Raw genomic sequence first — 14,470 nt, 5'->3', positions numbered from 1 at the left:
TGATAAAATGAACCGGATATGAAGAGATTGACATTTATCGCAGCAGCATGTCTGCTTGCAGCGGCATGCACACCGAAAGACGGGGGCGGAGAGACCGTTTCCCTCGAGGTGTCGCCCAAGTCGCTTACTTTCGGTGCGGAGGACACGACTCCGCAGGAGATTACCGTGACCGCTACCGGCGTGGAGTGGGAATATACCGTTCCCTCGTCGGCCGACTGGATTACCGTGGACGACGGGACGGCCGGAAAACTGCTGGTCTCGGTCACCAAGAATCCGACGGCCGAGAAACGTACCGCTTCGATTCGGATAACTGTCAAAGATAACGATGACTTGGAACCCGTGAGCGTGACGGTTACGCAGGCCGGTTCGGAGACTCCGGAGGTCTATTCGCTGACGGTGGACCCGGCGGCACTGACTTTCGAGGCCGAGGGTGCCGCAGGCCAGAGCGTGAAGGTGACCGCTTCGGGCGAGGGGATTACCTGGAGCGCCGCGATTGATGAGGCCGCCAAAGAGTGGATAACCCTCTCTGCGACGGAAGGTGCCGAAGGGGAGACGACGTTGACCGTCACGGTGCAGGACAACCCCGACACGGCGGAACGTTCTGCGAACGTCACCCTGACACCGAGCGTGGAGTCGGTAGGCCCGAAGGCCATCCGTGTGACGCAGGAGGCCAAGGTGCTGCCGCCGTCGCTCGCCATAACCTACGATGGTGGCAAAGAGCTGCCGGAGGAGGGTTTTGTCATGGGGTATCGGGGCCGTCTCATCACGTTGGCTCTGGTTCCCGTCAATCTCACGTGGAAGGCCGAAGCGGATGCCGAGTGGTTGAAGATAACCGTCAATACCGATTATAATCTGCTCACTATTGCAATGTCCGACGTGCTCAATACTTCCTCGGAATCCCGCTCGTGCAACATCATCGTGACGACCGATGCGGAGGGCGTCGGGCCGTTCAAGATTCCTGTTACGCAGGAGGGGCAGCCGGAGTTCCAGAGTACTATACTGGAGGATATGGAACTGACTACGCTGACGCATTGTTACGTTGCCGTTACCCCCAACTGCGACTGGCGCGACAAGCCGTTTACGCAGTGGGATATGCGGTTCATGTCGGAAAACGTTTCGTATGCGAACAATCTGGGCAACTATTCCGGGACGGGCGACCGGCTGACCGTCGATTTCGTAACGGAACCCCTGTGGGCCAATGACGACAATGAGTATTATATTCCGGACGGTACCTATACGGTGGGGGCGAATTACAACGGCATCGAGAGCCTCATGATTCCGGGCAATATCAGCGCGGGGGCGTTCGGCTATTCGCATCCTAAGTTCCCGAACGGTACGTGGTACGTGCGCATCGAGGACGGTACCTATCCCGGCGACCAGGCGGCGATAACCGAAGGCACCATGACCGTGAGCCGGACGGGCGAGGAGTATGTCATCACGTTCGAGTTCGTGAGCGATGCCGGTTGTGCTGTGACGGGAACCTATGAGGGGCCGTTGGACCTCCATGCATTTTATTGATAATTGAGGTAGGAGCTCCGTCGCGCGGTAAGGCACGCGCTTTCCCGACAGGAGGGGATATTACCCTCTCCTGCCGGGATTTTTTGCTGCCGGTTCGGAATAGAAGGGCGGACGGAAGGAACGGAAGACAGACGGCGCAGTCGGCGGAAAATCCGGGGAGGAAACAGCACGGGAAAGAGGAAAAACCGTTTCCCTCGGCATCCGTTCGTTCCGTTTCGGCCGGATAAAAAGCCCCGTACCCTCACGGGCCGGGGCTTCCGCCAAATAAACTTACTCCTATCTAATTCCTAACAAAAGCAGTGTGGTTTTCGGGAGGGTAGAGCTCGCCGCCGACGATGTATGTCTTGGCCGTGCTGCCGGTCGTATATGTTCCCGTGTGGTATTTCTCCGTTTCGATGTACTCCCCGACGCCGTCCTTGCGGTCCATGTTGGATTTCAGTTTGATGTCGATGCTCTCTTCCCCTTCGGGTACGAGGTCGGCGATACGGAAAGAGGCCAGTCCCGTGTCGCTCACGACGTACCGTCCGTTCCCTTCCACTTCACCCATGGCGTTGTGGCGCAGTTCGAGATATACGGAATCGGTCGCCGGGCGCGTGTCGTCCCACACGAGGTTTATCATGTGCGGCTGTCCGTTCTCGTAGCGAAAGTATTCGAAACCGATGTTGATATAGTTGCCGGAGAATGCCGCCGTGACGACGCGTATCAGGTCGTGCCCGATGCTGTCGCTGCGGTGCGGGTCGTCTTCGAGCAGGAAACTCTTCCGGACTATCGGCACCGCGTGGATGTCGTTGAAGACGAGGACGCGTATGTCGTAAACGGTCTGTTCCGGTGTGGAGTAGGAGCTCACGTAGTCGCCGTTGCCGGGCAAAATGTTGTATTTGAAATAGACCCTTTCGCCCCTCTCTATCTCCTTGCTCCCATTGTACTCCAGGACGCGGAGCAGCACGCCGTCGTCTCTCGTTATCTCGAAATAGCCGTCGTAGTCCGTGCGCGTTATCTCCCCGAAGCCGTTGTAAACGATGTCGGTGGGCGGTGCCGCGCCCGCAAGCTCCTTGCTGCATGAGGAGAGTGCGGCGACTGCCGCAGCGAAGGTCAGGAGCACCGTGATGTATTTAGTCCAATTTTTCATTCTTTTCGGCTTTGCCGGCGCGGCCGTTCGCGGGTCGGCGCCGTTCCGTCTATACGTCCATTTTATGTAATGACGCTAATATATATTATTCTGTTGCACGGGCGGTGAAAAAAATGGATTTTTTCTCTTTGCCGCCCGGCCGTCGGAGTCTCAGAGGCCGAACCGTACGCCTACCTTGACGGAAAAACTGGTCGGATGGACGGTACGGTAGCTTGCCGGCTGGTCTTTCTGCCGGAAATAATATCCGACTCCCGGTTCCACGTAAAGGCCTATGTACCTGTTGAAATTGTAGCTGACTCCGGCTGCGGCGCTTACCGAGAACTGTACGCCCTTGATGCGGCGGAGGGTCGATTCCCTACCGCTGTCGCCCGCATCGGCGAATCCCTGCGTCTCGCGCCAGGCAACGCCTTTTTCGACCATGCCGCCTCCCTGGACGTAGAAACCGAATCCGCCCGCGCGGTAGAATGTATAGGTCAGCCCGACCGGTACGCCGATGTAGTGGAGCTCGCGCGTGATATGCGCTGTACCCGCCGAGAACGACTGTTCGGAGGAGGAGTAGAGATAGGAGTAGTTGAGTCCCGTGGTCAGGGCGAGCCGTTCGCCCAGCGGGACGGAGAGCGACAGTCCCACGTTGAGCGGCATCCGGTGCTGGAGCCGTACTTCCTCCGTGACAGGCCCCGTGGGGGCGAGTACCGGGCGGCCGTTCTCCTCGTGCAGTCCGGACTGGAGCGTCATGCCTCCGTCGGAGGTCTGTTTGATGAGCATGCCGGCCGATGCGGCCCTGTCCGGGTCGTTCGTTACGCTGTTTCCGGCGAAAGTGCCGAAGTTGCCCGCATAGACGGAACCGGCCACCTTCCGGCGGGGTGATCCGCCGTACTCCCGAGCGATGGCCCGCTCCCAATAGGCATCCGTGTTCCTCCGCAGTTCCGCGGCGGCCGAACCGGGCGAGGGGTAGGCAGGGCGTTTCCGGCTGCGGCCCCGCTGTCCGTTTCGGTCGCCCTCCCGTACGACGGGGGGAGCGTCCCGCGCCTCCGTATCCTTTCCGGCCGGGGCGTTCTCCTGTCCTGCGGCCGTAGTCTGTCTTTCCGGGACGGTGTCCTCTCCGTCTGTTTTCGCGACGGCCCGTACCGGCTGCGGGGTGTTTGCTCCGGACACGGTCTGCGGAGGTTCGGAACCGGCGTCCGTATCGGGTACGGCCGTATCCCCTGTTCCGTCGGGCAGTACGACTGCGGTCTGCCGTACCGCTGCCTCTTCCGTGATACCGGCCGGTCGGGAGAGGTAAAGGGCCGTGACCAGTACCCCAGCCAGCAGTGCCGCCGCGACGGCATACCCGTACGCATGCCGGATGCGTTGCCGCTTGCGGGGGGCTGCACCGGCTGCGGCGAGCGTCTCCTCTATCCGCTGGAAAAGCTCCCGGGGCGGCTCTTCTTCGTAGCCGCGCAGGGCATCTCCTATCCGTTTGTCGAAATCCTTATCTGTCATCTTTCCGTATTCTCTTTATCCGTGCCGCCCCGCGGGATGCGCCGGGCGGCCGCATGTCGTCTTTCATCTGCCGGCCCCGCGGCCGTCCGTCTTGCGCGGCGGCGTGCCTGTATGGAGCCTTCTGCCCAGTATCTCTATCAGTTTCATCCTCGCCCGGAGGTATTGCGAGCGGGTGGTCGCCTCGCTTATTCCCAGCATCTCCGCAATTTCGGCATATTCGTACTCCTCTACCGCCCGCAGATTGAAGATGGTTCGGTACCCTTCCGGCAGGGTGTCCACGCACGCCTTTATCTCTCCCGCCGAAAGTTCGTCGAGGACCGTCGGCGGTACGGAGCCGCGGAGGTTCGCCGCGCTCACTTCATCGGCTCCCTCCAGCGGGTTCCTGCGGCGGAAATAGGACATGACCGTATTGACGAATATCCGTCTGCACCAACCCTCGAACGGTCCGTCGCCGCGGTAGTCGCCTATGCGCGTATAGAGCGTCACGAAACCGTCGTGCAGCAGGTCTTCCGCCGTGGAAGCGTCGCTCACATAGCGCCTTATGACGCCATACATCGGACTGCCGTAGCGTACGTACAGTTCGCGGCGAGCCTCCGCGTTCCCCCTGCGGCAACCCTCTATTATCTCTTCCAGTGTCAAAGACGGTCAGTGATTCGTTAATAAGATGCTTTTGCAGTACGTTTTGTTGCATCCGGGTAACAATTTTACGCATTTTTTCCCGGCCGTTCAAGTTCCGGATAGCTCATTGGCAAATTTTGCTTACCTTTAAGCCGTATAAATACGCATATTATGGAAGCAAAGAAGATAGGCATAGCATCCGATCATGCCGGATACGAGATGAAGGAATTCCTCATCGGATACCTCGAAAGCAAAGGATACGAAGTGTATGATTTCGGAGCTCCGAGCGCCGAAAGTTTCGATTATCCCGATTCGGCCCATCCCCTCGCATGCGCCGTCGAGAAGGGCGAACTGCCCATGGGCATCGCACTCTGCGGCAGCGGCAACGGCATCTCCATGACGCTCAATAAACACCAGGGTATCCGTGCGGCCCTCTGCTGGACGCCCGAATTGGCCGAGCTCGCCCGCAGGCACAACGATGCCAATATCTGTTCGCTGCCGGCGCGTTTCATAGACAATATGCAGGCTGCGGCTATCGTGGACGCATACCTCGGAGCCGAATTTGAAGGGGGACGTCACCAGCGCCGGATAGACAAGATACCTTTCAGGGGAACGTGCTGACGCTCGCCGGTCGTACCAACGGAAAGACCCTATGAAGGAGATAGACGTATACAAGGTGCTCGAAGGCAAGAATCCGAAGCTTGCCCGTCGCGTCCCGCGTTTCGTCGTCGATTATCTTCGCCGTACCATACACGAGCGGGAGGTGAACGAGATTCTGGCGAGATTCGGAGACCTGGAGGGGATAGCGTTCGTACGGGCCGCTCTCGGGTACATGAATGTCCGCTATCATTCGGTCGGTATGGAGCGGCTGAACCCCGAAGGACGTTACGTGTTCGCTTCGAACCATCCGTTCGGAGGAATGGACGGACTGATGCTGGCCGACGAGGTGGCGCGTTATTTCGGCGATGTCCGGGTAGTGGTGAACGACCTGCTGATGTACCTCGGCCCGCTCAGGGGACTGTTCGTGCCGGTGAACAAGCACGGCCGTCAGGATGCCGGAAGCGTGGAGGCTTTCAATAACGCTTTCGCATCCGATGTGCCGATAGTGACCTTCCCCGCCGGGCTCTGTTCGCGCCGCCGCCGCGGGGTCGTGCGCGATCTCGAATGGAAACCCAATTTCGTGAAGAAGGCGGCCGCCTACGGCCGGGATGTGGTGCCTGTCTATTTCAACGGCAGGCTCTCCGACTTCTTTTACCGGCTGTCGAACCTGCGTACCGCGCTCGGCATCAAGGCCAATATCGAGATGCTCTATCTTGCCGACGAGATGTTCCGTCAGGCAGGCAGCGATTTTGAAATCATCATCGGGAGACCGATACCGTCCGCTTCCCTGCTGGAGGGAAGGACGCCGGGGCAGGCGGCCGATTACGTCAGGCGCGCCGTGTACGCGCTGGGGAGAGGCTGACGATTTCCCTCTCCTTCGGGCGGTCTGCGAGCGCGGCCGGAGGCGGGCCTTTCCATGCAGTTGTCTCAGTGTTCATCCATACAATAAAACGGATACCATGAAACCGATAATAGAAGCCGTACCGAAGGAACTCATCGAACGGGAACTAACCGAGGAGCGCCTGCTGCGTGCCACCAACAATGCGGGAAACTTCATTTACACGATAAAGGCGGCGGAGGCTCCCGACATCATGCGGGAGATAGGCCGTCTGCGTGAGCTCGCATTCCGGCAGGCCGGGGGCGGTACGGGGAACGAGGTGGATGTCGACGAACAGGACCTGGCTCCGGACGGTTATACGCAGTTGTTCGTATGGGACCCGGTAGCCCGTGAAATCCTTGGCGGCTACCGCTACATTATCTGCGATTCCCCTTATCCGAAAAATCTCTCGACGGAACACTATTTCCGTTTCAGTGACAGGTTCCGGCAGGAGGTGCTGCCCTATACCATCGAGCTGGGACGTTCGTTCGTGCAGCCGCGCTATCAGCGTACCCGCGATGCGAAGAGCCTCTATGCGCTCGACAACCTGTGGGACGGACTCGGTGCGCTGATAGTGGAGAATCCCGACAAACAGTATTTTTTCGGCAAGGTGACCATGTACGGGCACTATGACAAGGAGGCGCGCAACATCCTGATGTATTTCCTGCAGAAATATTTTCCGGACAGGGACGGCCTGCTCGAACCGCTCTATCCCGTCGAGATGAACATCGACGTGCCGGCCATGGAGCGGATATTTGCCGGAGGAAGTTATATGGACGACTACCGGACACTCGTCAATGAACTGCGCAAGCGGGATGAGTTCATTCCGCCGATGATAAATTCATACATGAATCTGTCGCCTTCGATGAAGGTTTTCAGCACCGTACACAATCCCGATTTCGGAGAGGTGGAGGAGACGGGCATCCTCGTCCGGATAAAGGACATCTACCCGGAGAAGGCGGAGAGGCATACGCGCGGCCTGCTGCAGAAGCTGAAGAAGCGGATAAAATCGGTTTCGGGTGGCGAGTGAGCCGGGCCGGCACGCTGCGGGCGTTTGCGGAAGCTGCGGTTTGGGCTGCGGCGGCATACATTGCCGCCGCAGCTCTTTTACGGGGGGCGGTATGGCGGAAGTGTCGGAGGAGCGGAGTCCGTTCGGAAGTACCTGCCCCTGTATCTGGTACCGGGGACGGATTATGATATGCGCGGGTTTCTGATTAATTTTGCGGTATGAACGGGAAGACCATCACGGAGGAGCAGTTGCTCGAAGCCCTGCGGAGGTATTGGGGGTACGGTTCGCTGCGCGGAACGCAGTCCCGGACGATTCGGTGCGTGCTCGAAGGCCGGGATACCCTTTCGCTGATGCCTACCGGTGGCGGCAAGTCGCTGACCTACCAGCTTCCCGGTCTGCTGATGGAGGGGCTGTGCGTGGTCGTGACGCCTCTCGTGGCGCTGATGAAGGACCAGGTCGATTCGCTGCGCCGCCGCGGTATCCCGGCGGTCGCCATCCACTCCGGCATGAGTCCGCGCAACATCGACATCACGCTCGACAATTGCGTGTACGGCGACATCAAATTCCTGTATGTCTCTCCCGAACGGGTGGCGGGCGAACTGTTCGCGGCCCGGCTGGCCAAGATGAACGTGAATCTGATAGCGGTGGATGAGGCGCACTGTATTTCGCAATGGGGGTACGACTTCCGTCCGGCTTACCTGCGTATCGCCCGGATGCGCGATATCCTGCCGGCGGTGCCCGTGCTCGCGTTGACGGCTTCGGCTACGGAGCCTGTGGCGCAGGATATCATGGAGAAGCTGGCGTTCCGCGAGCCCAACGTCGTCCGGAGCGATTACGCCCGGCCGAACCTGTCGTTCTCCGTCCGGCATACGGATGACCGGAAGGGACAGTTGCTGCGGGTGATAGGGAATGTGCCGGGGAGCGGAATCGTCTATGTCCGGACGCGTGACGCCGCGGAGCTGCTTGCCGCGGAGCTGAAGGAGGAGGGTATTGCGGCCGAGTATTACCATGCGGGGCTGCCTCATGGCGAGCGGACCCTGCGGCAGAACGAATGGACGGCGGGAAAGACGCGGGTGATGGTGGCCACCAACGCATTCGGCATGGGAATCGACAAGCCCGACGTCCGCTTCGTGGTGCATTACGGGCTCTGCGCTTCGCTGGAGGAGTATTATCAGGAGGCCGGGCGGGCCGGAAGGGACGGCCGTCGTTCCTATGCCGTGCTCATCGTCGCTTCCGACGACCGGGAGCGTTTGACACGCCGTTTCTCCTCCGAATTTCCCACCATAGCGCAGATAAAAGATATCTATGTCCGGTTGATGAATTATCTCGGGGTGGCCATCGGGGAGGGGAAATTCTGCTCGATGGCGGTGAACCTGTACGATTTCTGTACCCGTAACCGTCTCTTCATGGGAACGGTGCAGAATGCGCTGAAGATACTCCAGCAGAACGGTTACCTCGTCTTCACGGACGACGAGGAGAATCCCGCACGGCTTATGTTCTGTGTCAGCCGCGACGACCTCTATTCGTTGCGTGTCGAACGCGAGGACCTCGACAATATCTTGCGCACCATTCTGCGGCTCTATACCGGTGTATTTACCGGTTTGCGCCCGGTGGATGTGCAGGAGATGGCCATCTATACCGGTTATACCGAAGAGCGCGTGATGGAGCTGCTCAAGACGTTGTGGCGCCTGCATGTGATACGGTTCGTCCCCAAGAACCGCAGCCCCATGGTATTCCTGACCGACAATCGGCTCCCGGATGCCGACGTGTACATTTCGCCGGGGAGTTACCGGGCACGCAAGGAGACGGCCGCCCGGCGGCTGGAGGCCGTGTTCGCCTATGCTGCCGATACGGAGCGGTGCAGGAGCGTGGTCTTGCAGGAGTATTTCGGACAGAAGGATGCCCGGCCCTGTGGGGTGTGCGACATCTGTCTTGCGCATAGGAAGCGGGGGACGGTCGGGGAGGGGATGGCCGGCGAGATTCTGAAAAGAATCCCGGCCGGCGGAATAAGTCCGAAAGATTTGGCCGGACAGTTCGCTGCCGCGCCCGAAAAGGTGGCCGCAGCGGTCGATGCGCTGGCCGCGGAGGGTAAAATTTCGGTCATGCCGAACGGATTACTCGTGATTAATCGGTAACTTTGCAGACCGCCCGGTTGGCGGTTTTGCCTGTATGCTTGTACGATGAGCTGTTTCCGGAACAACATAACGAATGAAGAGATAACCGCGATGCCGAAGTGCGCTTTCCCCGGTACGGTCGAGATTGTCGATACGGAGGAGAAGGCCGTTGCGGCGTGTGCGTACCTCATGGCCCAGTCGGCGCTCGGATTCGATACCGAGACGCGGCCGTCGTTCAAGGCGGGCGTGTCGAACCGGACGGCGCTTCTGCAGCTCGCTTCGGCCGACCGTTGTTTCCTCTTCCGCCTTTCGCAGATGAAGTTCGTGCGCGAGGTGGCGCGGGTGCTCGAAAGCGGCGACGTGGTGAAGGTAGGGGCTGCCGTGCGCGACGACATCAAGGGGCTGCAAAGGCTCCGTTGGTTCAGGCCGCAGGGGTTCGTGGACCTGCAGAGTGTTGCGGGGGAGTGGGGCATCGAGGAGAAGAGCGTCCGCAAGCTCGCGGCGATAGTGCTCGGCAGTTCGGTTTCCAAGGCGCAGCGGCTGAGCAATTGGGAAGCGGCCACTCTCACGAAAGCGCAGATAGGGTATGCGGCGACGGATGCCTGGGTCTGCCTGGAGATATATAACAGATTAATGAAGGAACCCAGATGACGAAGATATTCCTGAAACGCGGCAAGGAGGAGTCACTCGGCCGTCGCCACCCGTGGGTCTTTTCGGGAGCCATCGAACGGATGGAGGGGGAGCCCGCCGAAGGCGATGTGGTGGATGTCTATTCGCGGCAGGGGGAGTTCCTTGCCAGGGGCCATTATCAGATAGGTTCCATCACGGTGCGGATACTGACTTTCGTGCAGGAGGAGATTGACGCCCGGTGGTGGCTGGAGCGGTTGCGTGCCGCTGTCGGGGTGCGTCGGGCCGTCGGGCTTGTCGGGAATCCGATGACGGACTGTTATCGTCTCGTGCACGGCGAAGGCGACGGATTGCCCGGACTCGTCGTGGATATTTACGGCGATACGGCGGTGGTACAGGCCCACAGCGTCGGCATGTACCGTTCGCGCGATGCGGTATGCGATGCCCTACGGAGGGTTTACGGCGGTGCCTTGGCGGCTGTCTACGACAAGAGTGCGCAGACACTTCCCTATAAGGCCGATACGGGGGCTTGCGACGGCTATCTGTATGGCGGAGACGGTACGACGGAGCGGATTGTCACCGAAAACGGCAACCGGTTCCATGTCGATTGGGGCGCCGGCCAAAAGACGGGCTTCTTCCTTGACCAGCGGGAAAACCGGGAACTCGTCCGGCGTTACAGCAGCGGGCGTGCCGTACTCAATACGTTCAGTTATACCGGCGGTTTCTCCGTATACGCTCTGGCGGGCGGGGCGGAACGGGTCGTATCGGTGGACAGCTCGGCCGGTGCCGTCCGCCTCGCGGAGCGGAATGTCGCGCTCAATTTCGGCGACGGCGCACCGCACGAGGGGGTGGCGGTCGATGCGTTCGATTACCTGAAAGAGATGGACGGCAGTTTCGACCTCGTCATTCTCGACCCTCCGGCCTTCGCGAAGCACCACAAGGTGCTGGGCAACGCCATGAAAGGTTATATGCGCCTGAACGCAAGGGCGCTCTCGCAGATAGCTCCCGGAGGTATTCTCTTTACTTTCAGTTGTTCGCAGGCGGTGAGCCGCGAACTTTTCCGAACGGCGGTCTTCACGGCGGCTGCCGTTGCGGGGCGCAATGTCAGGATACTTCATCAACTGACGCAGCCTGCTGACCATCCCGTAAATATCTACCATCCGGAGGGGGAGTACCTGAAGGGGTTGGTGCTGTACGTGGAGTGACCGTCCGCCGTGCAGCGGATGCATCGGCACATAACCTCCATTGCTTCCGGTCTGGAACGGCAATGGCGGCGGACAGGGGAAGCGCCGACGGTTTTGTTCGTGCGGATGCGTGGAGCGGACGGACTATTTGACTGCTTCGCTGAGTTCGGTGCCGGGGCGAAACTTGACGACGTTTTTGGCCGCTATCCGGATAGGGGCTCCGTTGCGCGGGTCCCGTCCGGTTCGTGCATGTTTCCTCTCTATTGCGAAGGTGCCGAATCCGGCCAGGGTGACTTTTTCGCCGCTGATGAGCGCGGCGGTTGTTATTTTCATGAAAGCCTCCAGGCTCCTTTTCGCTTCGCCTCTGGATATTCCCGCTTCCGAGGAGATGGATTCGATTAACTGCGTCTTGTTCATTTTAAGTCGGTCTTGCGATGGTGATACGGATGGTTCGGCGGGCAGGGGGCACGTTGCCGCCCGTTCCACAAAATAACTAAAAATAATCTCCAAATCCAAACCTTGTCGTTTCGTCTCGCGGTATTAAGCGAGGGGCTGTGCCTGCGGCGCCGTCCGCAGATACAGACCGTTGACATGCCGTAGGACGGGGCCGGGCTGTGCGGCGGGCGGAGCGGTATCGTGGGGAGATAACCCGTCGGTATGGCTGCGGAACGGTGCCGTACCGTCCGGCCGCCGGTTTGGATAAGTCGAAAAGAGGTTATACTTTTGTGTCTGGAAAGATGGCAGAGTGGTCGATTGCGGCGGTCTTGAAAACCGTTGAGCTGCAAGGCTCCGGGGGTTCGAATCCCTCTCTTTCCGCAGAAGACGGCCGGGAAGATGTAAGACGCGGTGCCGGAATACGAGAGGCGACAGCAGGAAGATTTGCTGGTCGCCTTTCGTGTTTTATGTTTTATGCCGTTCCCGGCAGGGAAGGCGTTCCCTGTTTGCCGGGGCAATGAGCAGCGCACATTGTTGCATGCTTGCCGGAGGGTCGTTTGGCGGAAAGACAGTGAAATGATTGGAACGGACGCATCCATGTTTTTTTGAGATATTTGACCGTTGCGGGAGGCAGGGTCGGTCGGCCCGTGTTGTGGGTGCAGACCCGGACGGGGCCTGGCTTGTGGCCTTGCGGCCCGTTTTCGTTGCGGACTGTGTTTTTTCGGGTGTTGGGAACCAACCGTATGGCGGGTGTGGATTGCCGGACCGGTATGGAAGAGCGTTGCTGTTTTCGGTGAAATTAAAATTCTATCGCCTTTTTAAATCTTTTACCGGTTTTCTGCCGTCATATGAGTGAACGGCCGTAAGTAGAATTTATGATTGGAAAAAGATTGGATGAACTGGAGCGTGTGATTGAGCTCTATCAGGATGCGTTGTTCCGTTTCGCTTTTTTCCGTACCGGTTCCCTGGCGGATTCGCAGGATATCGTACAGAATGTGTTTCTCAAAATGGTTGACAGCAGTCGCGACCTTGCGCATGTCGGGGATTTGAAAAACTATCTGTTTCGGTGTGTCTCGAATGCCTGCTGCGATTGGACGGAAAAAAGGCGGCACACCGGGACTCTTCCGCTGGAAAGCGTGGGTGTTGCAGACGAAACCGGTACGGAGGAGGAGTGGATGCATGAATACGTGCGTATCGGCAGCATGCTGGAGGGTCTGCCTGCAAGGCAGGCGGAGGTCGTGCGAATGAGATGTGTGGATGGACTTCGGTTTGCGGAGATAGCCGATATGCTTGGCGTTTCGCTACCGACTGTCAAATCGAGGTTCAGGTATGGTATTGAAAAAATGCGAACGATTGAAAAAAAGGGAAAGCTATGAAATGCGATGATTTCAAAGATAAGTGCGGAGACCTGTCCGATGGAGAAGTCTCTGCGGAGATGCGGATGCATATGGCTCATTGTGAGGAGTGCGCAGCGTATTATCGGTTAATGCGTTCGTTGGAGCCCAAGGCGGTTCCTGTGGCGCCGGGAACGCTGAAGCGGGAAGTGCTGGCCCGTGCCGCCGCGAAGCACAGAAAACGCCCGGCGGTCGCAGTCCGGCGGATTGGTTATGCCGCCGCAGCCGTGGTATTGGTTGCCGCGGCAGTGTGGATGGCCGTATTGGCCGGTCCTTCGGAAGCAATGGCTTCAGCGGCACAGTTGAACAGTTCGCTGCGCGGGATGGATAGGGTGGAAAATATGGTGATGGAGGTGAAGGTTCGTACGATGCCGGCAGAGGGTTTCGGCAGTATCGACCTTGAAGCGGACTTTACGGACCATATTCTGACGGTATTGTTCGGGGATACCTGCCGGTGGCGGCTTGAAAAGGCAGGCCGTACGGCAGTGTGCGATGGCCGGAGGAAATACATGTGGTTGGCCGACAGTCGGTCGGGAGTAACAGGGCCGGTCGGGAGTAACTTCGAAGAGTGGTTTGCGGTGCTCCTCGACCCTCGTTTGGTGCTCATGAAAGAGAAGGAAGCAGCCGAAGCGCACGAAGGTGTCCGGTATTCTGTGCGCGACGAAGGCGATGAGGTGTTGTTGACTGTGAGGGCGAAGGCGCGTGGTGATTTTAGAAACGACTATCTGTTCAATGGCTCGATTGACGAATCCGATACCCGTCGTGAATATCGTTTCGATAGTGCGACCAATTTGTTGAAGGGATTGAAGGTCTACGTGCTTGACGGTCGCCGTGAGGTATTGGTTTTGGAGGTCGCTGCCGTCGGTTACAATGTCCTTGTCGATGAGAAGGCTGTCGTTTCCCTGCCGGAGGGGTATGTGTGGCGGGATGTAGATGGACGGTATGCTGCGGCTATGTATCCGTCCGATTCGGCGGAGGAGACCGTTGTTCGGCTGTTTCAGGCATTCCGCGACCTCCGGCTCGATGTGGCGGACGGTATGTTGGCCGTTCTTTATGACCGGGAGGGGTTGTTGGAACGTTACGGCGGGGCGGAGCTGATGCACGTCGGGAGTGCCTTCCGTTCCGGACTCTATCCGGGGCTCTTTGTCCCGGTGGAGGTCGTTCTGAAGGACGGTTCGCGTGAATCTCTGTGTCTGGCGCTGAGGAACGACAATCCCCGTCGGGTATGGATAGTGGATGGCGGTTTCTGACGGGGCTTGCGTCCGGATAATGTGTAGTGGTTTGTGTTGGCCGCCGCGGGTACTTCGGTATCTGCGGCGGTTTTGCGGCGGATTGGGCGGCGGCTTTTGGCGTGGCGTATGGAACAGGATATAACCGAAAAAGCAGGTATATTATAATAAAAGGTCTCTTGTTGCAACCGGTGCGTCGACGGTTACGGATGCCGTTTGGAATGGAACTTTGTTGTTCGCACAATGCTCGGTGC

General features: G+C 58.8%; 13 protein-coding genes and 1 tRNA gene. 10 read left to right on the top strand and 4 right to left on the bottom strand.

The annotated features are described in order from the left end of the window. Positions 1-18: 18 nt before the first annotated feature. Positions 19-1,518 carry a BACON domain-containing protein gene (locus tag BQ5361_RS07330; RefSeq protein WP_035472037.1) on the top strand — a complete coding sequence of 500 codons (1,500 nt, stop codon included), beginning with the start codon at positions 19-21 and terminating at the stop codon, positions 1,516-1,518. A 280-nt stretch (positions 1,519-1,798) separates the two neighbouring features. On the opposite strand, the gene BQ5361_RS07325 is transcribed toward BQ5361_RS07330, so the two are convergent. The 3 genes from BQ5361_RS07325 to BQ5361_RS07315 all read right to left on the bottom strand — a co-directional run bounded on the left by BQ5361_RS07325 (position 1,799) and on the right by BQ5361_RS07315 (position 4,768). Further along, positions 1,799-2,647, bottom strand: a complete 849-nt coding sequence (locus BQ5361_RS07325; RefSeq protein ID WP_022064139.1) for a NigD1/NigD2 family lipoprotein — start codon at positions 2,645-2,647, stop codon at positions 1,799-1,801. 150 nt (positions 2,648-2,797) lie between these two features. Continuing rightward, a complete protein-coding gene (locus tag BQ5361_RS07320) occupies positions 2,798-4,129 on the bottom strand; it encodes a porin family protein (RefSeq protein WP_035472041.1) in 1,332 nt (443 codons plus the stop codon). Between the two features lie 63 nt (positions 4,130-4,192). Then, positions 4,193-4,768 carry an RNA polymerase sigma factor gene (locus BQ5361_RS07315; protein ID WP_046445582.1) on the bottom strand — a complete coding sequence of 192 codons (576 nt, stop codon included), beginning with the start codon at positions 4,766-4,768 and terminating at the stop codon, positions 4,193-4,195. Positions 4,769-4,918: 150 nt separating this feature from the next. Between BQ5361_RS07315 and rpiB the strand changes: the two genes are divergently transcribed. From rpiB to BQ5361_RS07285, 6 genes are all read left to right on the top strand, one after another. Beyond that, entirely contained in the window at positions 4,919-5,368 is a 450-nt protein-coding gene (gene rpiB / locus BQ5361_RS07310; RefSeq protein WP_035472044.1) for a ribose 5-phosphate isomerase B, read from the top strand. Positions 5,369-5,399: 31 nt separating this feature from the next. Next, positions 5,400-6,209: a 1-acyl-sn-glycerol-3-phosphate acyltransferase gene (locus tag BQ5361_RS07305; RefSeq protein WP_022064135.1), complete on the top strand. Its 810-nt coding sequence runs from the start codon at positions 5,400-5,402 to the stop codon at positions 6,207-6,209. A gap of 97 nt (positions 6,210-6,306) precedes the next feature. Then, the gene (locus tag BQ5361_RS07300) at positions 6,307-7,254 is read left to right on the top strand and encodes a glycine N(alpha)-acyltransferase GlsB (RefSeq protein WP_022064134.1); all 948 of its coding nucleotides are present in this window, start codon (positions 6,307-6,309) and stop codon (positions 7,252-7,254) included. A 197-nt stretch (positions 7,255-7,451) separates the two neighbouring features. Beyond that, entirely contained in the window at positions 7,452-9,368 is a 1,917-nt protein-coding gene (locus tag BQ5361_RS07295) for a RecQ family ATP-dependent DNA helicase (protein WP_035472047.1), read from the top strand. Positions 9,369-9,413: 45 nt separating this feature from the next. After that, a complete protein-coding gene (locus BQ5361_RS07290; RefSeq protein WP_035472050.1) occupies positions 9,414-9,998 on the top strand; it encodes a 3'-5' exonuclease in 585 nt (194 codons plus the stop codon). Beyond that, positions 9,995-11,179 carry a class I SAM-dependent rRNA methyltransferase gene (locus BQ5361_RS07285; RefSeq protein WP_035472053.1) on the top strand — a complete coding sequence of 395 codons (1,185 nt, stop codon included), beginning with the start codon at positions 9,995-9,997 and terminating at the stop codon, positions 11,177-11,179. The genes BQ5361_RS07290 and BQ5361_RS07285 overlap by 4 nt, the downstream gene beginning before the upstream one ends. Before the next feature lie 123 nt (positions 11,180-11,302). Here BQ5361_RS07285 and BQ5361_RS07280 read toward each other — a convergent pair whose 3' ends face one another. Further along, positions 11,303-11,575, bottom strand: a complete 273-nt coding sequence (locus tag BQ5361_RS07280; protein ID WP_022064131.1) for an HU family DNA-binding protein — start codon at positions 11,573-11,575, stop codon at positions 11,303-11,305. 314 nt (positions 11,576-11,889) lie between these two features. Between BQ5361_RS07280 and BQ5361_RS07275 the strand changes: the two genes are divergently transcribed. From BQ5361_RS07275 to BQ5361_RS07265, 3 genes are all read left to right on the top strand, one after another. Continuing rightward, a tRNA-Ser gene (locus tag BQ5361_RS07275) sits at positions 11,890-11,974 on the top strand. Positions 11,975-12,468: 494 nt separating this feature from the next. Further along, complete coding sequence (locus BQ5361_RS07270; protein ID WP_035472056.1) at positions 12,469-12,969, top strand: RNA polymerase sigma factor; 501 nt, start codon at positions 12,469-12,471, stop codon at positions 12,967-12,969. Continuing rightward, positions 12,966-14,237: an anti-sigma factor family protein gene (locus BQ5361_RS07265; protein ID WP_022064128.1), complete on the top strand. Its 1,272-nt coding sequence runs from the start codon at positions 12,966-12,968 to the stop codon at positions 14,235-14,237. Before BQ5361_RS07270 ends, BQ5361_RS07265 begins: the two co-directional genes overlap by 4 nt. Positions 14,238-14,470 lie beyond the last annotated feature (233 nt).

This window comes from Tidjanibacter massiliensis (assembly GCF_900104605.1).
Lineage (GTDB): Bacteria > Bacteroidota > Bacteroidia > Bacteroidales > Rikenellaceae > Tidjanibacter > Tidjanibacter inops.
This window is presented reverse-complemented; position numbering and strand designations above follow the sequence as displayed.

Coding starts and splice junctions, on each gene's coding strand:
- BQ5361_RS07285 (WP_035472053.1), top strand. CDS start 9,995: ATGACGAAGATATTCCTGAAACGCGGCAAGGAGGAGTCACTCGGCCGT.
- BQ5361_RS07320 (WP_035472041.1), bottom strand. CDS start 4,129: ATGACAGATAAGGATTTCGACAAACGGATAGGAGATGCCCTGCGCGGC.
- BQ5361_RS07265 (WP_022064128.1), top strand. CDS start 12,966: ATGAAATGCGATGATTTCAAAGATAAGTGCGGAGACCTGTCCGATGGA.
- BQ5361_RS07300 (WP_022064134.1), top strand. CDS start 6,307: ATGAAACCGATAATAGAAGCCGTACCGAAGGAACTCATCGAACGGGAA.
- BQ5361_RS07290 (WP_035472050.1), top strand. CDS start 9,414: ATGAGCTGTTTCCGGAACAACATAACGAATGAAGAGATAACCGCGATG.
- rpiB (WP_035472044.1), top strand. CDS start 4,919: ATGGAAGCAAAGAAGATAGGCATAGCATCCGATCATGCCGGATACGAG.
- BQ5361_RS07295 (WP_035472047.1), top strand. CDS start 7,452: ATGAACGGGAAGACCATCACGGAGGAGCAGTTGCTCGAAGCCCTGCGG.
- BQ5361_RS07330 (WP_035472037.1), top strand. CDS start 19: ATGAAGAGATTGACATTTATCGCAGCAGCATGTCTGCTTGCAGCGGCA.
- BQ5361_RS07270 (WP_035472056.1), top strand. CDS start 12,469: ATGATTGGAAAAAGATTGGATGAACTGGAGCGTGTGATTGAGCTCTAT.
- BQ5361_RS07305 (WP_022064135.1), top strand. CDS start 5,400: ATGAAGGAGATAGACGTATACAAGGTGCTCGAAGGCAAGAATCCGAAG.
- BQ5361_RS07280 (WP_022064131.1), bottom strand. CDS start 11,575: ATGAACAAGACGCAGTTAATCGAATCCATCTCCTCGGAAGCGGGAATA.
- BQ5361_RS07325 (WP_022064139.1), bottom strand. CDS start 2,647: ATGAAAAATTGGACTAAATACATCACGGTGCTCCTGACCTTCGCTGCG.